This is a genomic window from Aeromicrobium sp. Leaf350, assembly GCF_916858655.1.
Taxonomy (GTDB): domain Bacteria; phylum Actinomycetota; class Actinomycetes; order Propionibacteriales; family Nocardioidaceae; genus Aeromicrobium.
In genome coordinates this window covers 313,202-333,572 of the sequence record NZ_CAKASL010000002.1, presented here as the reverse complement: position 1 = coordinate 333,572, position 20,371 = coordinate 313,202, and the positions used below count along the sequence as shown (strand labels likewise).

Genomic DNA, 20,371 nt, shown 5'->3' with positions numbered 1-20,371 from the left:
CGAGCGCAGACGCCTCTATCTCACCGCTCGGGGCGGCGCGAGGGCGAGGGTCAGGCGGCGGGGGGCTGGTAGAGGGCGGAGCCCTTCTGGTACTCCTCCCACGGCACGTTCCAGTCGGTCCAGCCGTTGTTGGCCTCGAGCTGACGGGTGCCGTTGACGAAGTTGACGACGTCACCGCGCAGCGCACTGGCGAAGACCGTGCCCGCGTTCTCGGTGCTCATGCCGACGCAGCCGTGGCTCACGTTCGCGCGGCCCTGCTGGGCGACCGACCAGGGCGCGGCGTGGATGAACTCCCCCGAGTACGTCAGGCGCATCGCCCAGCGGACGCCCTCGACCCGGTAGTAGTTCGGGTCGCTGCTGTCGACGCCGGTCGTGGCCGCATCCATGTCGATCGACTCGTGCTTCTCCATGATGATCTTCGTGCCGATGCGCGTCTGGTGGCTCGAGTCACCTGTGGTGATCGGGTACGACGCGGACGCCTGGCCGTCGCGCTCGACCGACATGGTGTGTCCCGCGATGTCGACCGTGAAGATGTTGGAGGCGCCCACCGTGAAGTCGATGACGCGGCTCTCCTGCCCGTACATGCCCTCGCCGGCCGGGACGCTGTTGAGGTCGAGCTGCACCTGTACGGACGAGCCGGCCTGCCAGTACACCTGCGGGCGCCAGTGCGCCTCGGAGTCGTTGAGCCAGTACCAGCTGCCCGCCTGCTGGGGCGTGCTGACGACGTTCATGTGCCGCTCGAAGGCGGCGTGGTCGGTCACTGGGTGGTCGAAGAGCACCACGACCGGCATGCCGACGCCGACGGTCTCGCCCGCGAGCGGCGCGACGGAGGGGAAGATCTCGTTGGCCTCGGCCACCGCCACGGACGTGAAGGTGCGGCTCAGCTCGACGGGCTCGCCGTCCTCGCCCGTGGCCACAGCGGCGAGGGTGTAAGTCGTACCCGGCTCCAGGCGGTCCGCCGCGGCCCAGACGACCTCGCCCTGCACCGGAGCCGGCTCGTCGGTCGGCGCGGCGCTGGCACCGGAGGTCGTGTCGCTGCCGCCCTCGGTCATCGGCGCGCCCTCGATCACGGTGCCGTCGGCGGCCGTGAGGCTGACCGAGTCGAACGTGCCGTGGTCGAGACCGACCTCGACGACGGTGGAGACGTCCACGTCAGCGGCGGCGTCGTCGACGTTCGCGGTGAGCACCGCGGCAGCCTTCGCGTCACCGCGGCCGGACTCGGACGAACCGCTCGTGCAGGCAGCCAGGACCAGCAGCGTCGCCAGCAGGACGAGGGAGAGCTTCTTCACCCGACCATGCTACGTGGCAGGTGTCAGTGCTTGTGGACGCCGCGGTAGAACTCGAAGACCCAGCCGACCAGCGCGACGGCACCGACGCCGGCACCGATGATGAAGAGCCACCAGCCGAACACGACACCCAGCACGATCGTCGCGAACGCCAGGGCCGCGAACAGCGGCCACCAGCTGGAGGCCGGGAAGAAGCCCAGCTCGCCCGCTCCGTCGATGATCTCGGCGTCACTGCGGTCCTCGGGACGCTCCGGGATCTGCCGGGCGACGACCGCCAGGTAGAAGGAGATCAGGACGCACAGCAGGGTCGTCATGACGAGCGCCACCGAACCGGTGACGTCGCCGGACAGCACCCAGTAGATCGGGGCGATCAGGGCGAAGAACACGCCGCACGACAGGATCGTCCAGAGCTCGGCCTTCATCGATCAGGACTCCTTGGACTCGGTGGTGCCGGGCTTGCCGTTGACGTCCGGTGCGTCGGCGAACGCCGACTGCTCGTCCGGGTTGTCCTGCAGCTCGAGCGCGGCGATCTCCGGGTGGTGCAGGTCGAACGCCGGGCTCTCCGACCGGATGCGCGGCAGCGAGTGGAAGTTGTGACGCGGCGGCGGCGAGCTCGTGGCCCACTCCAGCGAGCGACCCCAGCCCCACGGGTCGTCCAGGCCGACCTTCGGGGACTTGCGGGACTTCCAGACGTTCAGGAAGAAGGGCAGCATCGAGGCGCCCAGCAGGAAGGCACCGACCGACGAGATCTCGTTGAGCGTCGTGAAGCCGTCGCTCGGCGAGTAGTCGACGTAGCGGCGCGGCATGCCCTCGACGCCCAGCCAGTGCTGCACGAGGAAGGTCAGGTGGAAGCCGATGAACAGCAGCCAGAAGTGGATCTTGCCCAGCTTCTCGTCGAGCATGCGCCCGGTCATCTTGGGCCACCAGTAGTAGAAGCCCGCGAACATCGCGAACACCACCGTGCCGAACACGACGTAGTGGAAGTGCGCCACCACGAAGTAGGAGTCGGAGAGCTGGAAGTCCAGGGCCGGCGAGGCCAGGATGACGCCCGTCAGACCACCGAAGAGGAAGGTCGTGAGGAAGCCGAGCGAGAAGATCAGAGGGGTGTCGAATGACAGAGATCCCCCCCATAGCGTGCCGATCCAGTTGAAGAACTTCACGCCGGTGGGCACCGCGATGAGGAACGTCATGAAGCTGAAGAACGCCAGGTCGACCGCGCCCGTGACGTACATGTGGTGAGCCCAGACCGCGACCGACAGGGCGGCGATCATCAGCGTCGCTCCCACGAGCCCGACGTAGCCGAAGATCGGCTTGCGGGCGAAGACCGGCAGGATCTCGGTCACGATGCCGAAGAACGGCAACGCCAGGATGTACACCTCTGGGTGTCCGAAGAACCAGAACAGGTGCTGCCACATGATGGGTCCGCCGTTGGCGGCGTCGAACACGTGCGCACCGAACATGCGGTCGGCGCCCAGGGCCAGCAGCGCGGCACCGAAGATCGGGAAGGCGATCAGGGCCAGGAGGCTCGTGACGAGCGCGTTCCAGACGAAGATCGGCATCCGGAACATCGTCATGCCGGGCGCGCGCATGCAGAAGATGGTGGTCGTGAAGTTGACGGCACCGAGGATCGTGCCGACACCCGACATGTACAGGCCCATGACCCACAGGTCACCGCCGACGCCGGGCGAGTTGATGCCGTCCGACAGCGGGGCGTAGGCGAACCAGCCGAAGCTCGCGGCACCGCTCGGGGTGAAGAAGCCGGAGACCGCGATCAGCGAGCCGAACAGGTACAGCCAGTAGCTGAACATGTTGAGCCGCGGGAACGCGACGTCGGGCGCACCGATCTGCAGCGGCATGATCACGTTCGCGAAGCCGAAGAACAGGGGCGTCGCGAACATCAGCAGCATGATCGTGCCGTGCATCGTGAACAGCTGGTTGTACGTCTCGTCGTCGACGAACGTGGTGCCCGGGCGCGCCAGCTCGGCGCGGATCACCAGGGCCATGACGCCGCCGATGATGAAGAACGCGAACGACGTGACCAGGTACATGTTGCCGATGACCTTGTGGTCGGTCGTCGTCAGGCAGTTCACGATCTTCTGCGGGATCGTCTTCTCGACATGGCCGTGCGCCGGAGCCGCTGCGTGAGCGTCACCGATGTCGAAGGTCGCGGTGGTGGCCATCAGTCCTCGGCTCCTTCGGGATCAAGTCCGGCGATCGTGTCGGCCTCGGCGGCGCCCGTGGGACGGCCGGTCTGGCCGTCGCTCTCGAGCTCGGCCAGGTGGGCGTCGTACTCGGCCCGCGAGACGACGTTGACCTTGAAGATCATCCGCGAGTGGTACAGACCGCAGAGCTCCGCGCACCGTCCGGTGAACGTGCCCTCGCGGGTCGGCGTGACGTCGAAGGAGTTCACGCGCCCGGGGACGACGTCCATCTTGAAGTAGAACTCGGGGATCCAGAACGAGTGGATGACGTCGGGCGACTTGAGGTCGAAGCGCACGGACTCGTCGACCGGGAGCCAGAGCTCGGCCGGCGCGTCGGGCGTGCCGAAGTCGTAGACGTCGACGCCCGAGGTGGCGTCTTCCTCAAGGTAGTTGAACGCCCACTGCCACTTGGAACCCACGACCTCGATCGTGTGGTCGGGCTCGTCGACCTTCTCGAGGATCGCGTTCTGGGCGGTGACCGTGTGGAAGAAGAAGACCGCCACGATGATGACCGGCGCGAACGTGTACAGCGCCTCGATCGGGAGGTTGTAGCGCACCTGGATGGGGATCTCGTCGTCACTGCGACGGCGGTATCGGATCATGCACCAGACGAGCAGGCCGAAGACCAGCACGAAGATCACCGCGGTGGCGATCCACGCACCGAGCCAGAGGTCCCAGACCTCGTCGGTTCGGTCGCTTCCGGCCACCGGCAGCGCCAGGCGCTTGATGTCGGAGTCGTCGACAGGAGAGCAGCCGCTCAGCACGACTGCCACAAGGGCGAGAACCGCCAACTTCAATCGACCCACGGGGCGCCTTTCTGGTTCAAGATCGTCACGTGATGACAGGTGCACACTACTCCAGCGGATGCCTGTCACCGAGGTAAGGGCAGCCTATCTACGACAAGATGTCGGACACGGCTCGCGACACCGCGACGGCCGCACCGACGCGCTCCGCCGCGGGCTCGCCGTAGGCGCTCTGCAGGCGGGCCAGGAAGGCCTCGCGATCCAGCGTGTACTCCTGCGTGCCCGTGGTCTCGACGACGCTGGCGGCGATGGTGCAGCCGATCTGCGCGCACGTCGTGAGGTCGAGTCCGGCGGCCAGTCCGGCGAGGAATCCGCCGCGGAAGCTGTCGCCGACACCCGTGGGGTCGACGGCCTCGACACCGGCGATCGCCGGGACGTCGAAGCGGGTGCCGTCGGTGTCGATGACGGTCACGCCGTCCTTGCCCCGCGTGATGACCTGGACGCCGACGGCGGCCTTCACCTCGTCGGCGGACCAGCCCGTCTTCTGCTCGACGAGGGCGGCCTCGTAGTCGTTGGTGAACAGGTAGGCCGCACCCTCGATGAGCTGGCGGATGAGGTCTCCGTCGGCCCAGGCGAGCTGCTGCGACGGGTCGGCCACGAACGGCACGCCGATCTCGCGGGCGGTCTGCGTGTGGCGCAGCATCGCGCCCGGGTCGTCGGGCCCGATCAGCAGAAGGTCGATCGGCGCCTCGGCGTGCAGCGCGGCGACGTCGATGCTGCTGGCCTCGGCCATGGCGCCCGGGTAGAACGTGACGATCTGCGCGTGCGCCTCGTCGGTCGTGATGGTGCACAGCGCGGTGTGCAGGCTCGGCGAGACGTGCACCCGCGAGCAGTCGACGCCGGCCGACTCGAGCCAGCCCTGGTAGCCCTGCTCGGCGAAGTCGCGGCCCACGGCGGCGACCAGCGTCGGACGCTGGCCGAGGTTCGCCAGAGCGAAGCTGATGTTGCCGGCGCAGCCGCCGCGACGGATGTCGAGGTCCTGCACGAGGAACGAGACCGACAGCTTGTCGAGCTGGTCGGGCACGAGCGAGTCGGAGAACCGACCGGCGAACGTCTGCAGGTGGTCGGCCGCGATGGAGCCGGCGATGGCGAGATGCATGGGAGCGAGCCTAATGCGTGCCGATGACGGTGACGTGGCGGCCCGGTCACAACGCAAACGGCTCCCCGCACCACCACGAGGGTGGAACAGGGAGCCGTCGGCTCGTGGCGTCGATCAGTGGAAGGAGTCGCCGCAGGCGCACGAACCCGTGGCCATGGGGTTGTCGATCGTGAAGCCCTGCTTCTCGATCGTGTCGACGAAGTCGATGGACGCGCCGTGCAGGTACGGGAGGCTCATGCGGTCGACGACCACGTTGACGCCGTCGAACTCACGGATCTCGTCGCCGTCGAGCGTGCGCTCGTCGAAGAAGAGCTGGTAGCGCAGGCCGGAGCAGCCACCGGGCTGCACGGCGATGCGCAGGGCCAGGTCGTCGCGACCCTCCTGCTCGAGGAGGCTCTTGACCTTGGCAGCCGCGAACTCGGACAGCGTGATGCCGTCGGCCGGGGGGCTGGACTGGATCTCGACGTCGGTGGTGCTGTCGACGCTCATGTCATCTCCTGCGAGGTGGGGTACGGGTGTCACGAATCTGGTGCTCACGGGGGTCAACCGCGTGCTGCACGATTCTGTTCCCGCTTGTCCCCATCGTACGCCCCAGGCGTGACAGGACGGCTCACGGCGACCACGTGCGAGCCACGCGCGCGGCGAGGTCGGCCAGGTGGCGGGCCGGATCGCGCAGCGCCGCCTCCTCCCCCACGACGTCGGCGACCGCGTAGGCGGACTCGACGCCCATGGCCCGCATCTCGCGGGCGCCGACGTCGACCCGCCCCGCGAGGACGATGCACGGGCGGGCCCGCTGGGCTGCCGCCTCGGCGACCCCGAAGACCGCCTTGCCCGATCGCGACGTGATGTCGTACGCGCCCTCGCCCGTCACGACGAGGTCGGCCTCCGCGACGTGGGCGTCGAGGCCGATCGCGTCGAGCACGACGTCGGTGCCCGGCACGAGGGAGGCGCCCAGGACCGCGAGCGCGAAGCCCAGGCCCCCGGCGGCGCCTGCACCGGGCTCCTCGGCGACGCGACGCTCGTGGGGGGCGCTCCCGCACACGGCCTCGACGAAGGCGTCGAGGATGCGGTCGGCACGCCAGATCTGGTCGTCGTCCATGCCCTTCTGCGGTCCGAAGGTGCGTGCAGCGCCGAACATGCCGAGCAGGGGCGCCGTCACGTCGACGGCGGCGACGAGGTCGATGCCCGCCAACGCCTCACGCACGGCCGAGAGGTCGACGTCGCCGACGCCCTCGAGGCCCTCCGGACCTGCGTCGAGGCCCACGTCGGCGGTGGCGCCGAGGGCGGCCAGCATCCCGGCTCCCCCGTCGGTCGTGACCGATCCGCCGAGTCCCACCACGACGCGGCGTGGGCGGAGGCGGGTCGCCGCGAGGATCGCCTCGCCGACGCCCACGCTGGACGCCCGCATCGGTTCGACGGTGGGCTCCAGCCCGTGACCGCACGCCTGCGAGGACTCGAGGTAGACCGTCCCGGCGGCCTCCACGAGCTCGATCGGCACCGGCGTGCCGAGCGGACCGCGCACGACCACGGCCTCGAACCTGCCCCCGAGCGCCTCGGCGAGCACGCCCGCGAATCCCGGACCGCCGTCCGCCACCGGGACGCACGTGACGACGTCGTCGGGGGCGTGCCGCTGCCAGCCCTCGGCGATCGCCGCCGCGGCCTCGGCGGAGCTCAGCGTGCCGGCGAACTTGTCCGGCGCGACGAGCACCCTCATGTCGGGCCCACGTCAGGCCGGGGTCACGGCGTCAGGGCCTTCTCGGCGGCGGCGAGGAGCACGCAGGTCGCGAGCGCCTCCATGGCCGCCTCGACGTCGGCGAGCGACGGCAGAGTCGGGGCGATGCGGATGTTCTGGTCGCGCGGGTCGGTCTTGTACGGGAAGGACGAGCCCGCAGGCGTCAGCGCAAGGCCGACGTCCTTGGCGAGCTGGACGACCCGGTTCGCCGTGCCCTCGGTGACGTCGAGGCTGACGAAGTACCCGCCCTTGGGCTGCGTCCAGGAGGCGACGTCGTGCGGTCCGAGCCGCTCGGAGAGCACCCGCTCGACGATCGCGAACTTCGGCTCGAGGATCGCGCGGTGCTTCTCCATGTGCGCGAGCACTCCGTCGGCGTCGCCGAAGAAGCGGGCGTGACGCAGCTGGTTGACCTTGTCGGGACCGATCGTCCGGAAGCCCAGGTGGCCGAGGTACCAGGAGACGTTCTCGGGCGAGCCGCCCAGGAACGAGACGCCGGAGCCGGCGAACGTGATCTTCGAGGTCGAGGCGAACACGAGCGGACGGTTCGGGTGTCCCGCCGCCGAGGCGAGCCCGAGGATGTCGGGGGTCTTGACGCGCTCGGCCGTCAGGTGGTGCACCGCGTACGCGTTGTCCCAGTAGATCCGGAAGTCCGGGGCGCCCGTCTCCATCGCCGCGAGCTCGGCGGCGACGGCCTCGCTGACCACGCCTCCGCTCGGGTTGGCGTAGGTCGGGACGATCCAGATGCCCTTGACCGCCGGGTCGGCCGCGTGCTGACGCACCTGGGCGACGTCCGGGCCGTCGTCGTTCAGGTCGACCGGGATCAGGCGGAAGCCGAGGTGCTCGGCCAGCGCGAAGTGCCGGTCGTAGCCCGGCGAGGGGCACAGGAACGCGATGTCCTGTCCCGCCCACGGCGTCGGCGACTCGGGCGTGCCGTGCAGCAGCGCGAAGGCCAGCGTGTCGTGCATCAGCGAGAGGCTCGCGTTGTCGGCGGCGAGCAGCTGGTCGACGGGCACGTCGAGCAGCTCGGCGAAGATCGCGCGCAGCTCGGGCAGGCCGTGAAGTCCCCCGTAGTTGCGGGTGTCGGTGCCGTCGGCGGCCCGGAAGTCGTCACCAGGCAGCGTCAGGAGGGACTGGGAGAGGTCCAGCTGCTCCGGGGAGGGCTTGCCGCGGGTGATGTCGAGGGACAGTCCCGCGGATCCGAGCTCCGCGTAGGCGGCCTCCTGCTCGGACTTGAAGGCGGACAGCTCGTCGGTGGTCAGTGACGTGAGGCTCACGCTCGCCAACCTACAAGGCGCCCACGGCTCCCGACAGGGGTCCCTGGGCCTCAGGACAGGTGGGGCGCGCCCCACAGGGCGAGCCAGCGCGAGAGGTCCGACTCGACCGGCACGTCGTTCGCGACGGCGCCCCGTACCTGCAGCTCGAGCGCGTTGTCGCGCTTCTGGTCGCCGCGCGGCGCGAACGGGTAGAACGTGCCGCGCTTGAAGAGGTAGACGAGCCCGAGCGGTCCCCCGTCGGGCGCCGTGAACACGACGGTCGAGCACAGCAGGGAGCTGCCGAAGCCGGCCTGGTCGAGGCCGGAGTTGACGGCGTGGAGGTCGGTGCACAGGCCGGGCGCGTCGCCCGGACGCGTGACGGTGATCCAGTGGAAGCCGAAGTCGTCGTCCGAGCGCTCGACGGTGGCGGCACCGTCCAGGCGCACGAGCTGCTCGGCCTCGTCGACCGAGACGTTGTCGGCGTTGCCCTCGACGTCGCGGAAGCACACGCCGCCCGAGCCGGTGAACGTGAAGCCCTGCGCCTCGAGCGACAGCACGGCCTGCGGCACCTGGAAGAGGATGTCGAGGTCGGCCTGCGGAGGCTTGCTTCGGCCGAGGATCGAGTCGAGGAAGCCCATCACTGCTCACCCAGCTCGGCGCTGATCTGGGCCAGCTGGGCCAGACGCTTCTCGAGCGGCGGGTGGGTCGAGAACATCGCCGAGACTGAGTCGCGGTTCAGCGCGGGGGCGAAGAAGAAGGCGCTCACCGCACCCGTGTCGCGCAGGTCGCGCGAGGGGATCTGCGCCATCTCGCCGGAGATCTTGCTCAGGGCCGACGCGAGCTGCGAGGGACGGCCCGTGATGTAGGCGCCGGAGCGGTCGGCGCTCAGCTCGCGGTAGCGCGACAGCGAGCGCGTCAGCACGAAGCTGATCGCGTAGACGACGATGCTGACGAGGAAGACGATCAGGAACCCGATGGCCCCGTTGCGGTCGCGCCGCCCGGCGCCCAGATACATGCCCCAGCGGGTGATGAAACCGGCGAGCAGACCGAGCGTGGAGGCGACGGTCATGACGGTGACGTCGCGGTTCGCCACGTGCGCCAGCTCGTGGGCCAGGACGCCCTCGAGCTCGTCGGCCGTGAGCCGCTTGAGGATGCCGGTCGTGACGCACACGGCCGAGTGATTCGGCGTGCGTCCCGTGGCGAAGGCGTTGGGGATGTCGGTGTCGGCGACGGCGACGCGCGGCTTGGGCATGTCGGCCAGGGCGCAGAGGCGGTCGATCATGGCGTGCAGCTCGGGAGCCTGGTGCGGCTCGACGACCTGGGCGCGCATCGACTTCAGCGCGAGCGTGTCGGAGAAGTACCACTGGCCCCAGGCCAGGCCGAGCACGATGGCGAGCACCAGCACCGCGGCACCCGGGGAGCTGCCGAGGGCGAAGAACAGCACCAGGCCGAACACCACGTAGAGCAGGCCGAGACCGAAGGTCACGCCGCCCATGCGCAGCGTCAGTCCGCGGTCACTGCGGAAGCGACTTCGGGCCACGGCCGTCTCCTTCGTCGAGGGATGGCTGGGAGCCGGCCTCGAAGGCCTTCTCCCAGTTGGCGGCGTCGGTGGGGTCGGCCAGCTCGTCGTAGGCCGCGGCGGTGGCCTCGGCCTCGCGGGTGTGACGCTCGACGTCGTCCAGGTCGCCGGCGATGGCGCCCTGGTCACGGTTGATGCGGTGCATCTCGGTCTTCGCCGTGGCGGCAGACTCGCGGGCCACGAGGGTGTCCTTGCGGATGCGGAAGTCCTCGATCTGCGTCTGCACCTGGTCGGCCGTCGCCGTGAGCTTCTGCTCGTCGGCCTGCAGGGTGGCGTGCCGCTCGGCGAGGTCGGCGATCGCCTTCTCCATCGTGACCTTGCGGGTCAGGGCGGACCGCGCACCCTCGTCGTCGCCGGCGGCGACCCGCTCGGCAGCGGTGGCCTCGAGCTGGTCGGCCTGCTGCTTCAGACGGTTGAGCTGCAGCTCCACGCGGCGGCGGTTGGTGGCGAGGTCGGCCAGGGCCCGGCGCAGCTGCGCGAGTGTGCCCTGCTGGTCGCGCACGGTGGTGTCCATGCGCTCGCTCCACGCCTCGTTCCCGTCACGACGTGATCGGCTGATGCGGCGTACCCGGTCCCACAACCCCATGGCGGCAGCCTACGGGGCTCGGCGAAGCCTGCGCCGGGACGACTCGTGCGCGACAGATAAGGTGACGCCGTGACCGACCACGAGCAGACGCCCGAGGCCGGCGGCAAGGGCCGCCCGACGCCGAGCCGCAAGGACGCCGAGATCGCGCGTCGCCAGGAGCGCAAGCCGGCGATGACGCGCAAGCAGCGTGCCGAGCAGGACCGCAAGCGGCGCCAGGAGATCCGCACCAAGCAGCGCGAGGCGCTGAACACGGGCCGCGGCGAGTACCTCCCCCCGCGCGACCAGGGCCCCATGAAGGCCCTCGTGCGCGACCACGTCGACCGTCGTCACAACATCGCGGAGTTCCTGCTCCCGATCCTGGTCTTCATGCTGCTGTTCAACATCGTGGGCCCCAACTTCCTCAACGCGGCCGCGGTCGGCTCCGTCGTCGCGGGACTGTGGTCGTTCACGATCATCGGCACGGTCTTCGACGAGATCCTGCTCGTGCGCAGCCTGAAGAAGGAGCTCCGCTCCCACTTCCCCGACGCGACCTACAAGGGCACGACCTCCTACGCGGTCCTGCGCAGCAGCCAGATCCGTCGTCTGCGGCTGCCGAAGCCCGTCATCAAGCGCGGCGAGCCCCTCAAGAACCGCTACTGAGGTTCACGGCACGGCGGGGTTGCTAGTCCCCCGGGCTGAGGGACATGGGGCCGTAGACCTCGGTGCCGTCCTCGAGGAGGCGCACCTGCGCGACGCCGTCGTCGACGAGGTCGGGGAACGCCTCGCCGATCCACGACTCGGCGTCGCCGCGGGCGTCGAAGGTCTCGGACGTGCCGACGGTGTCGCCGTCGGCGTTCTCGTAGGTCCAGCTCCAGGCCATGGGGGTCTCCTTCAGCTTCCGCTGGTGGTCGCGGTGACGAACGGGGGCTTGACCACGGTGAACGCCTCCGAGCGCTTGCGCACGTCGACCGTGACGGCGGCACCGTCGGGGACGCCGGGCTCGATCAGCGCGAGGCCGATGCCCTGGCGCAGCGTCGGCGAGAAGGTGCCGGAGGTGACCTCGCCGATCGCGGTGCCGTCGGCGTCGCGCACGACCATGCCGGGGCGCGGGATGCCGCGGCCGTCGGATCGCAGGCCGCGGAGGGTGCGGACGGTCTTCTCCTCGCGCTGACGCTCGAGTGCCGCCTTGCCCCAGAACTCGGGCTTCTTCCAGCCGACGGCCCAGCCCGCGCGCGCCATGACCGGGCTGATCTCGTCGGAGAGCTCGTGGCCGTGCAGCGGGTAGCCCATCTCGGTGCGCAGGGTGTCGCGGGCGCCGAGCCCGCACGGCGCGATGCCGTGCGGCTCCCCGGCCGCGAGCACCGCGTCCCACACCGCGCCGGCACCGTCGAACGGGACGACGAGCTCGTAGCCGCGCTCGCCCGTGTAACCGGTGCGGCAGACGGTGAGCTCGTGGCCGTCGATCGTCGCGGAGTCGAAGGACATGTACTCGTGGTCGACGGGCAGGCCCAGCGCGGTGAGCACCTCGTCGCTCTTGGGACCCTGGATCGCGATGACGGCGAGCTCGCGGTGCTGGTCGACGACCTCGATGCCCTCCGGAGCGGCGGCCTTCAACCGTGCCACGACGGCTGCGGTGTTGGCGGCGTTGGGGATCAGGAAGACCTCGAAGTCGCTGCGCAGGTAGACGATCAGGTCGTCCACGGTGCCGCCGTCGTCGGAGCAGCACAGCGTGTACTGGGCCTTGCCGGGCGCGATGCGGCCGAGGTCGTTGGTCAGGCACGCGTTGACGAACTCGGCGGCGCCCGTGCCGCGCACGACGGCCTTGCCGAGGTGGCTCACGTCGAACACGCCGACGGCCTCCCGCACGGCGGTGTGCTCGCTGACCACACCGGTGTACTCCAGGGGCATCTCCCAGCCTCCGAACTCGGCGAGCTTGGCGCCGAGGGCGACGTGGCGATCGTGCAGGGGCGAGTGCAGCAGATCCATGCCGGTCAACCTACTAGCGGGTCAGGCTAGGTTGAGGACATGGCTGCCGCTCCCCAGAACAGCACTGCCCGCACCGACCTGCCCGGCGTCTCGCTGAGCACGGCCCAACCGCTCACCGCGAAGGCCGACGTGCTCGTCCTCGGCATCCGCGGCGACGGGGCCGACACCGGTGACCGCGAGGGCGTCTCCGAGGCGCTCGACCTGCTCGGCTTCGCCGGCAAGGACGACGAGGTCGTGGTGTTCCCCGCCGGCGACGCCGTCGCCGCGAAGGTCGTCGTGGCCGTCGCGCTGCCCGCCGAGCCCACCGCGGCCGACCTGCGTGCCGCCGCGGCTCGCGGCGTGCGACGCGCCCCGAAGGGCTCCGTCGCGGTCGCGCTGCACCCGGCGAGCATCGAGGAGACCGTGGCCGTGGCCGAAGGCGTGCGCCTGGGTCGCTACCGCTACACGGCCTACCAGACCCCGTCCCCCGACTCCCCCGCTCCCGTCCCGGCCGAGCACGTCGTGCTCAGCTCGTTCGCGCGTCAGTCGGCCGCGACGCACGCGGTCGAGGACGCGGCCGTCGTGACCGAGGCCGTCGCGCAGGCTCGCGACTGGGTCAACACGCCCCCGGGCGACCTCCGTCCGCCCACGTTCGCCGACTCCATCGCCGAGCTCTCGGCGAGCGTCGCGGGGACCGCGGTCAAGGTCGACGTCTGGGACGAGAAGCGTCTCGCGAAGGAGCGTTGCGGCGGCATCCTCGCCGTCGGCCGCGGCTCCGAGACCCCGCCCCGCCTCGTCACGCTGACCTACGCCCCGCGCGGGGCGAAGCAGCACCTCGCGCTCGTCGGCAAGGGCATCACCTTCGACTCCGGCGGACTCTCGATCAAGTCCGGTCCCGGCATGTCGACGATGAAGATCGACATGGCCGGCGCCGCCGCGGTCGTCACCGCGACCCTCGCGATCGCAAGGCTCGGGCTGCCGATCAAGGTCACGGCGTACGCGTGCCTGGCCGAGAACATGCCCAGTGGCACGGCCACCCGTCCGGGCGACGTCCTCACGATGCGCAGCGGCGCGACGGTCGAGGTGCTCAACACCGACGCGGAGGGACGCCTGGTCCTGGGCGACGGTCTCGCTCTCGCGACCGAGGGCACGCCCGACCTCGTGGTCGACGTCGCCACGCTGACGGGCGCCTGCGTCGTCGCGCTCGGTGAGCGCACCAGCGGCATCCTCGGCAGCGACGACGCCACGATCGAGCGCCTCGCCTCGGCCGCCGGCACCGCGGGCGAGCCGATGTGGCCGCTCCCGATCCCGGCCGAGATCGGCGCGGCGGTCAAGACGTCGAAGATCGCCGACCTGCGCCAGCACAACCCGAAGCCGTACGGCGGCACGCTGTTCGCCGCGGCCTTCCTGCGCGAGTTCGTCGGCGACACTCCGTGGGCCCACCTCGACATCGCGGGCCCGTCGTTCAACGACGGCGCTCCCTACGGCGAGATCCCCAACGGCGGCACGGGCGTCGCCGTCCGCACCCTCGTCCAGCTCGCGCGGGACCTGGTGGGCTGAGCGTCTGATCCGGCCGCTCCGGGTCGCTCACGACAAGCGGACACGGACTACCCGGCGGGGCCGGGACCGGAGATGATGCATTCGGGCGCCCCTGGCAACCCCGATGCATCATCGGCGGTCACCGGACGGTGGGCCGGACCCGGCTGGGTCGTCCATGCCGCTTGTCGCCCGCCGCGCAGGGCGGTCGGGGAACGCAGGACCTAGCTGTCGAGCCCCAGCGCGCGGGCAGCGCTCTCGACCTTGTCCCACGCGTCGCGCTTGCCGCCACGACGATCGGGGTGGGCCTTCGAGCGGGCCTGGCGCCAGAGGTGCACGAGCTCGTCCCTCGAGGCGTCGTCGGCCAGGGGGTCGACCCCGGCGATGACCTCGAGGGTCATGACGGCGGCCTTCTCCTGCGGCGTCAGGTCGGGAGCGGGCGACGGGTTCACCGTGGCACGCGCCGTCGGGTTCTGCCGCTGGCGCTGGTCGAAGTCGCGCATGCGCTGCGGGTAGCCCACGCGGTTGGTGTCGTAGACGGGGATCTCGAGCTTGCGCGCCAGGTCGGCGGCGGCCTTCGCCGACGGGATGCGCCGCCGCGTCCACTCGCCGTCGCTCGCGACGAGCACGACCGTGATCTGCGTGACCGAGGTCGCCGGCTCGACGAACGCCTCGACGCCGGAGCGCGAGCGTGCGAACTCCCGGAGGTGGTCGAGGTCCGCGCGACTTGCGTCACGGTCCGACACAGCAGCACCCGATGCCGTACGCGAGGCTCTGCGCCTGCTCCACCAACCCATGGCAGACAGTGTGCCGGACGGGCGGTCGAGAAGTGACTCCGGAGTAGGTGCGAGAGGCCTCCAGCCCCCTCGCGCGACGTCACCGACGGAGTGCAAAGATGGCTGTCAGGTGAGTGATCACCACTCGACGACGACGCTTCAACGGAGGACATCGTGGCGGACGCCCCGAACGGCCCTGGCACCTACGACATCGTGATCCTGGGCGGCGGGAGTGGCGGGTACGCCGCTGCGCTGCGCGCCACGCAGCTGGGGCTGACGGTGGCCCTGGTCGAGAAGGGCAAGCTGGGCGGCACCTGCCTGCACAACGGCTGCATCCCGACCAAGGCGCTGCTGCACTCCGCGGAGGTCGCCGACGCGGCCCGCGAGGGCGAGACCTTCGGTGTGCAGTCCTCCTTCGAGGGCATCGACATGAAGGGCGTCAACGCGTTCAAGGACGGCGTCGTCGAGCGCCTCTACAAGGGCCTGCAGGGCCTCCTGAAGTCGTCCAAGGGCCTCACGGTCGTCGAGGGCGAGGGCAAGCTCACCGCCACCAACCCCGACGGCGGCGGCACGGTCGAGGTCAACGGCGAGTCCTACACGGGCAAGAACGTGATCCTCGCGACCGGCTCCACCGCCCGCACCCTGGGGCTCGAGATCGGTGGCCGCATCGTCACCTCCGACGAGGCCCTCACGATGACCGAGGTCCCCGAGCGGGTCGTCATCATCGGCGGCTCCGTCATCGGCGTCGAGTTCGCGAGCGTCTGGAAGTCGTTCGGCGCCGACGTCACGATCATCGAGGGCCTCAAGACCCTCGTGCCGCTGGAGGACCCGTCGCTGAGCAAGCAGCTCGAGCGCGCGTTCCGCAAGCGCAAGATCGCCTTCAAGACCGGCGTGAAGTTCAAGGGCGTCGAGCAGACCGACAACGGTGCCACCGTGACGCTGGAGAACGGCGACACGATCGAGACCGACCTGGTGCTCGTCGCCGTGGGCCGTGGCCCGCGCAGCGAGGGCATGGGCTACGAGGAGGCCGGCGTCACGGTCGACCGAGGCTGGGTCCCCACCGACGAGCGTCTCGCCACCAACGTCAAGGGCGTCTTCGCCGTCGGCGACCTGGTTCCCGGCCTGCAGCTGGCCCACCGCGGCTTCGCGCACGGCATCTTCGTCGCCGAGGAGATCGCGGGCCTGAACCCGCAGCCCGTCATCGACTCCGGCATCCCGCGCGTCACCTACTGCGAGCCGGAGATTGCCTCCGTGGGCATCACCGAGCCGCAGGCCAAGGAGAAGTTCGGCGACGACAACGTCGAGATCGTCGAGTACAACCTCGGTGGCAACGGCAAGTCGCAGATCCTCCAGACCGCCGGCAGCGTCAAGCTCGTCCGCGAGAAGGATGGTCCGATCGTCGGTGTGCACATGATCGGCACGCGTCTCGGCGAGCAGGTCGGCGAGGCGTCGCTCATCGTGAACTGGGAGGCGTACCCCGAGGACGTCGCGCAGTTCATCCACGCGCACCCCACCCAGAACGAGTCCCTCGGCGAGGCCGCACTGGCTCTGGCCGGCAAGCCCCTCCACTCCCACGCCTGAGCCGGCAGAAGGAACACATCATGGCCACCGAAGTCACCCTGCCCGCACTTGGCGAGAGCGTCACCGAGGGAACCGTCACCCAGTGGCTCAAGGAGGTCGGCGACACCGTCGAGGTCGACGAGCCCCTGCTCGAGATCTCCACCGACAAGGTCGACACCGAGATCCCCTCCCCCGTCGCCGGCACCCTGCTCGAGATCAAGGCCGCTGAGGACGACACCGTCGAGGTCGGCGCGATTCTCGCGATCATCGGCGACGCCGACGAGTCCGGCAGCGACGACGCCCCCTCCGAGGAGCCCGCCGCCGAGGACGAGGCTCCCGCCCAGGAAGAGGCTGAGCCCGAGGAGACCGAGGACGCGGCGGTCGAGAAGCCCACCGAGGACGCGACCGACGAGCCCGAGGCCGCGGCACCCGCCAACGAGGCGGACGAGCCGGCCGAGGCCCCCCAGGCCGAGACGAAGCCCGCCTCCGGTGACACCGAGGGCACCTCGGTCACCCTGCCCGCGCTGGGCGAGAGCGTCACCGAGGGAACCGTCACCCAGTGGCTCAAGGAGGTCGGCGACACCGTCGAGGTCGACGAGCCCCTGCTCGAGATCTCCACCGACAAGGTCGACACCGAGATCCCCTCCCCCGTCGCCGGCACCCTGCTCGAGATCAAGGTCGCCGAGGACGAGACCGTCGAGGTCGGCGCCGAGCTGGCCATCATCGGCTCGGGCGACGCCAAGCCCGCCGAGCCGAAGGCCGAGGAGAAGGCCCCCGAGCCGGAGCCCGAGAAGGAGCCCGAGCCGAAGGCGGAGGAGAAGGCCCCCGAGCCCGAGCCTGAGCCGGAGCCGAAGGCCGAGGAGAAGGCGCCTGAGCCCGAGCCGGAGCCCGCCAAGGCCGAGTCGTCGAGCACGAGCTCCTCCAGCAACGAGGGCGAGGGCTACGTCACGCCGATCGTCCGCAAGCTCGCCAAGGAGCACGGCGTCGACCTCTCCGGGGTCACGGGTTCCGGCGTCGGAGGCCGCATCCGCAAGGCCGACGTCCTGGAGGCTGCCGAGAAGTCCAAGGCCTCCGCGCCCGCCGCGGAGGACAAGCCCGCCGCCGCAGCACCGGCCGCCAAGGCGCAGGCCCCCGAGCCGTCCGCGCTCCGCGGCAAGACCGAGAACCTCTCGCGCCTGCGCAAGGTCATCGCCTCGCGCATGGTCGAGTCGCTCCAGGTCTCGGCGCAGCTGACGCAGGTGCACGAGGTCGACGTCACCGAGGTCGCCCGTCTGCGCACCAAGCACAAGAACGCGTTCCAGGAGCGCGAGGGCGTCAAGCTCACGTTCCTGCCGTTCTTCGCCAAGGCCGCCGTCGAGGCACTCAAGGCGTACCCGCAGCTCAACGCGGCGCTGGACGTCGAGGCCGGCACGGTCACGTACCCCGACGGCGAGCACCTGTCGATCGCGGTCGACACCGAGCGGGGTCTGCTGGCGCCGACCATCCGCGACGCCGGCGACCTGTCGATCGCGGGCCTGGCCCGCAAGATCGCGGACGTCGCGGATCGCACGCGCACCAACAAGATCAAGCCCGACGAGCTGTCCGGTGGCACGTTCTCGATCACGAACCTCGGCAGCAACGGGGCCCTGTTCGACACGCCGATCATCAACCAGCCGCAGGTCGCGATCCTGGGTGTCGGTGCGGTCGTCAAGCGTCCGGTCGTCACCACCGACGAGCAGGGTAACGACAGCATCTCGGTGCGCAGCATGGCCTACCTCGCGCTGACGTACGACCACCGCATCATCGACGGCGCCGACGCGGGTCGCTTCCTGCAGGCGGTCAAGCAGCGCCTCCAGGGCGGCCAGTTCGAGGCCGAGCTCGGGTCCTGACCCATGGCTGACGCGCTGCGGATCGTCGTCGGAGGGGCTTCCGGGTTCCTCGGCGGCCCGCTCGTCGACGAGCTGCGTGACCGCGGACATGCAGTCACGCGGCTCGTCCGCGGCACGGCGCACGACGCGGACGCGTCTCACTGGGACCCCTACGGGTCCGACCTCGACCAGCGGCTGATCGACGACGCCGACGTCGTCGTCAACCTCAGCGGCGCGCCGATCCAGCGGTGGCCGCGCACGGCGAAGTACCGCGAGGAGATCCTGCGGTCACGCCTGGCGGCGACGTCCACCCTGGCTCGCGCGGTGGCCCGCTCCAAGCGGCCCGCCGCCCTGCTCTCGGCCTCCGGCATGTCGTACTACGGCGCCGACCGTGGCGACACGCTGCTGCCGGAGTCGGGCTCGGCCGGCGACGGCTTCCTGGCGTCGGTCTCGCAGCAGTGGGAGGCCGCCACCGCCCCGGCCGTCGAGGCAGGCGCGCGCGTGTGCCTCCTGCGCACCTCGCTCGTGCTCGACGAGTCCGGTGGCGCGCTGAAACTGATGGCCATCCCGTTCCGTCGCTACGGCGGAGCGGTGCTGGGCTCGGGCGACCAGTACATGTCGTACATCTCGCGCGTCGACTGGGTGCGCGCCGTGGTCCACCTCGCGGAGGGCACCGCCTCCGGACCGGTCAACATGGCGACGGCCGACCCGGTCACCAACCGGCAGTTCACGGCGGCGCTCGCCGAGGCGGTCGACGCCAAGGCGTTCCTCAAGGCTCCGGCTCCCGTCCTGAAGCTCGCCCTCGGCGGCTTGTCGGACGAGCTGCTCGGCTCGTTGCGCCTGGAGCCGCTCGCCCTCTCGCAGTCGGGCTTCACGTTCGAGGCACCCGACATCGGGTCGACGCTCAGGCTCGGCCTGAAGGACTGACCGGCCTCAACCCCCCAAGGTCCCACCGGCGTAGCGCCAGCGTCCGTCGACGTGGTGGAGCACGACGGAGCGCCGTGACCAGTCGTCCTGAGGAAGGTCGGTGAGGCCGCCGAACGTGTCGACCGCGCGGGTCGGCGCGAGGCGGTCGACCACCTCCAGCACCACCTGCCCGGCATCGCCGGCGGCCACGGTGCACGAGCCGACGACGAGCATCGCCGACTCCAGGACCATCCCGCGGTCGCTCCACTGCCGCAGAGCCGCGAGGTCCGGAGCGGCCGCGGCGTCGTCGACGAACAGCTCGGCCAGGCCCTCCGGCGACACGGAGCTGATCGCCTGGCTGCGCTGCAGGTCGAGCCCGGCCAGCGCGAGGCACTCCGGCCCGCCCGACGCAGCCCCGAGCAGCGACAACAGGTAGGCGACGGCGGTGAGGCCCCAGGGATCCATCCCCCGAGGGTGGGCCGCGACGCAGCCACGACCAAGCGCCCATCCACAGGCAGGGTGGCAAGCGTACGCTGGACGACGTGAGCGAGCTGCTGGTGCGCGACGACTGGTTCGGTGAGAACGCCCTCGACTACCAAGAGGCGTGGGACCTGCAGCGTGCGCTGCTCGACCAGCGCGCGGCGGACGAGATCGGCGACACGGCCCTCTTCCTGGAGCACCCGCCGACCTACACGGCGGGCCGTCGCACCGAGCCGTTCGAGCGACCGCAGGACGGCACCCCCGTCATCGACGTCGACCGCGGCGGGAAGATCACCTTCCACGGTCCGGGCCAGCTCGTCGGCTACCCCATCACCAAGCTGCCGTCGCACGTGCTCGTCGTCGACTACGTGCGCCGCGTCGAGGAGGCGCTGATCCGCGCGGTCGCCGACCTCGGCGTGACTGCCGGTCGGGTCGAGGGTCGCTCGGGCGTCTGGCTCGCCGCCACTCGCGGCCGCCAGGAGCGCAAGGTCGCCGCGATCGGCATCCGCGTCTCCCGCGGCATCACGATGCACGGCTTCAGCCTGAACGCGAACGTCGACCTCGGCTGGTACGACCGCTTCGTGCCGTGCGGCATCGCCGACGCCGGCGTCACGACTCTGTCGGCCGAGCTGGGGCGCGACGTCACGGTGGCCGAGGCGGCCGCCGCAGTGCGTCCGCACCTGGTCGAGCTGCTCCGCTGGGAGCCGTACGTCTCGAGCCCCGACGTGGACCGTGAGCACGAGCACCTCGCGGTGCCCGTGCTCACGCGCCGGGTCTGACTCG

At 70.6% G+C, this 20,371-nt stretch carries 21 protein-coding genes; 6 read left to right on the top strand and 15 right to left on the bottom strand.

Annotated features, from left to right (window positions below; genetic code table 11):
* Positions 1-50: 50 nt before the first annotated feature.
* The 11 genes from LO931_RS10545 to LO931_RS10495 form a co-directional block, all read right to left on the bottom strand.
* On the bottom strand, positions 51-1,289 hold the full coding sequence (locus LO931_RS10545) for an Ig-like domain-containing protein (RefSeq protein ID WP_229053554.1): 1,239 nt from the start codon (positions 1,287-1,289) through the stop codon (positions 51-53).
* A gap of 23 nt (positions 1,290-1,312) precedes the next feature.
* Positions 1,313-1,708: a cytochrome c oxidase subunit 4 gene (locus LO931_RS10540; RefSeq protein WP_229053553.1), complete on the bottom strand. Its 396-nt coding sequence runs from the start codon at positions 1,706-1,708 to the stop codon at positions 1,313-1,315.
* A gap of 3 nt (positions 1,709-1,711) precedes the next feature.
* A complete protein-coding gene (ctaD, locus tag LO931_RS10535; protein ID WP_255657888.1) occupies positions 1,712-3,466 on the bottom strand; it encodes a cytochrome c oxidase subunit I in 1,755 nt (584 codons plus the stop codon).
* The gene (coxB, locus tag LO931_RS10530) at positions 3,466-4,293 is read right to left on the bottom strand and encodes a cytochrome c oxidase subunit II (protein WP_229053552.1); all 828 of its coding nucleotides are present in this window, start codon (positions 4,291-4,293) and stop codon (positions 3,466-3,468) included. Before coxB ends, ctaD begins: the two co-directional genes overlap by 1 nt.
* Before the next feature lie 88 nt (positions 4,294-4,381).
* Positions 4,382-5,389 (bottom strand): carbohydrate kinase family protein, encoded by a 1,008-nt coding sequence (locus tag LO931_RS10525; protein WP_229053551.1) that lies wholly within the window; start codon positions 5,387-5,389, stop codon positions 4,382-4,384.
* Positions 5,390-5,503: 114 nt separating this feature from the next.
* Positions 5,504-5,878, bottom strand: coding sequence for an iron-sulfur cluster assembly accessory protein (locus tag LO931_RS10520; protein WP_229053550.1), 375 nt, complete (start codon positions 5,876-5,878; stop codon positions 5,504-5,506).
* A gap of 121 nt (positions 5,879-5,999) precedes the next feature.
* Positions 6,000-7,103: a glycerate kinase gene (locus tag LO931_RS10515; protein ID WP_229053549.1), complete on the bottom strand. Its 1,104-nt coding sequence runs from the start codon at positions 7,101-7,103 to the stop codon at positions 6,000-6,002.
* A 23-nt stretch (positions 7,104-7,126) separates the two neighbouring features.
* Entirely contained in the window at positions 7,127-8,395 is a 1,269-nt protein-coding gene (locus LO931_RS10510) for an aminotransferase class I/II-fold pyridoxal phosphate-dependent enzyme (RefSeq protein ID WP_229053548.1), read from the bottom strand.
* A 50-nt stretch (positions 8,396-8,445) separates the two neighbouring features.
* On the bottom strand, positions 8,446-9,012 hold the full coding sequence (locus LO931_RS10505) for a hypothetical protein (protein ID WP_229053547.1): 567 nt from the start codon (positions 9,010-9,012) through the stop codon (positions 8,446-8,448).
* Positions 9,012-9,914, bottom strand: a complete 903-nt coding sequence (gene htpX, locus LO931_RS10500) for a zinc metalloprotease HtpX (protein WP_229053546.1) — start codon at positions 9,912-9,914, stop codon at positions 9,012-9,014. The genes LO931_RS10505 and htpX overlap by 1 nt, the downstream gene beginning before the upstream one ends.
* On the bottom strand, positions 9,889-10,467 hold the full coding sequence (locus LO931_RS10495) for a PspA/IM30 family protein (protein WP_229053545.1): 579 nt from the start codon (positions 10,465-10,467) through the stop codon (positions 9,889-9,891). The genes htpX and LO931_RS10495 overlap by 26 nt, the downstream gene beginning before the upstream one ends.
* A 141-nt stretch (positions 10,468-10,608) precedes the next feature.
* Between LO931_RS10495 and LO931_RS10490 the strand changes: the two genes are divergently transcribed.
* The gene (locus LO931_RS10490) at positions 10,609-11,178 is read left to right on the top strand and encodes a DUF3043 domain-containing protein (protein WP_229053544.1); all 570 of its coding nucleotides are present in this window, start codon (positions 10,609-10,611) and stop codon (positions 11,176-11,178) included.
* 22 nt (positions 11,179-11,200) lie between these two features.
* On the opposite strand, the gene LO931_RS10485 is transcribed toward LO931_RS10490, so the two are convergent.
* The gene (locus tag LO931_RS10485; protein WP_229053543.1) at positions 11,201-11,398 is read right to left on the bottom strand and encodes a hypothetical protein; all 198 of its coding nucleotides are present in this window, start codon (positions 11,396-11,398) and stop codon (positions 11,201-11,203) included.
* An 11-nt stretch (positions 11,399-11,409) separates the two neighbouring features.
* Positions 11,410-12,504, bottom strand: coding sequence for a glycine cleavage system aminomethyltransferase GcvT (gcvT, locus tag LO931_RS10480; protein WP_229053542.1), 1,095 nt, complete (start codon positions 12,502-12,504; stop codon positions 11,410-11,412).
* Positions 12,505-12,543: 39 nt separating this feature from the next.
* Between gcvT and LO931_RS10475 the strand changes: the two genes are divergently transcribed.
* A complete protein-coding gene (locus tag LO931_RS10475; protein ID WP_229053541.1) occupies positions 12,544-14,043 on the top strand; it encodes a leucyl aminopeptidase in 1,500 nt (499 codons plus the stop codon).
* A 200-nt stretch (positions 14,044-14,243) separates the two neighbouring features.
* Here LO931_RS10475 and LO931_RS10470 read toward each other — a convergent pair whose 3' ends face one another.
* Complete coding sequence (locus LO931_RS10470; RefSeq protein ID WP_229053540.1) at positions 14,244-14,765, bottom strand: hypothetical protein; 522 nt, start codon at positions 14,763-14,765, stop codon at positions 14,244-14,246.
* A gap of 204 nt (positions 14,766-14,969) precedes the next feature.
* Here LO931_RS10470 and lpdA point away from each other — a divergent pair, with 204 nt between their 5' ends.
* Genes lpdA through LO931_RS10455 form a run of 3 tightly spaced genes read left to right on the top strand, consistent with a single transcriptional unit; the run spans position 14,970 to position 19,129 of the window.
* The gene (gene lpdA / locus LO931_RS10465; RefSeq protein ID WP_229053539.1) at positions 14,970-16,376 is read left to right on the top strand and encodes a dihydrolipoyl dehydrogenase; all 1,407 of its coding nucleotides are present in this window, start codon (positions 14,970-14,972) and stop codon (positions 16,374-16,376) included.
* Positions 16,377-16,396: 20 nt separating this feature from the next.
* On the top strand, positions 16,397-18,223 hold the full coding sequence (gene sucB / locus LO931_RS10460; RefSeq protein ID WP_229053538.1) for a 2-oxoglutarate dehydrogenase, E2 component, dihydrolipoamide succinyltransferase: 1,827 nt from the start codon (positions 16,397-16,399) through the stop codon (positions 18,221-18,223).
* Between the two features lie 3 nt (positions 18,224-18,226).
* Complete coding sequence (locus LO931_RS10455) at positions 18,227-19,129, top strand: TIGR01777 family oxidoreductase (RefSeq protein WP_229053537.1); 903 nt, start codon at positions 18,227-18,229, stop codon at positions 19,127-19,129.
* Between the two features lie 6 nt (positions 19,130-19,135).
* Here the strand turns inward: LO931_RS10455 and LO931_RS10450 are convergent, their stop codons facing one another.
* Positions 19,136-19,573, bottom strand: coding sequence for a hypothetical protein (locus LO931_RS10450; RefSeq protein ID WP_229053536.1), 438 nt, complete (start codon positions 19,571-19,573; stop codon positions 19,136-19,138).
* A gap of 77 nt (positions 19,574-19,650) precedes the next feature.
* On the opposite strand from LO931_RS10450, the gene lipB reads away from it, so the two are divergent.
* Positions 19,651-20,367, top strand: a complete 717-nt coding sequence (gene lipB / locus LO931_RS10445) for a lipoyl(octanoyl) transferase LipB (RefSeq protein WP_229053535.1) — start codon at positions 19,651-19,653, stop codon at positions 20,365-20,367.
* Positions 20,368-20,371 lie beyond the last annotated feature (4 nt).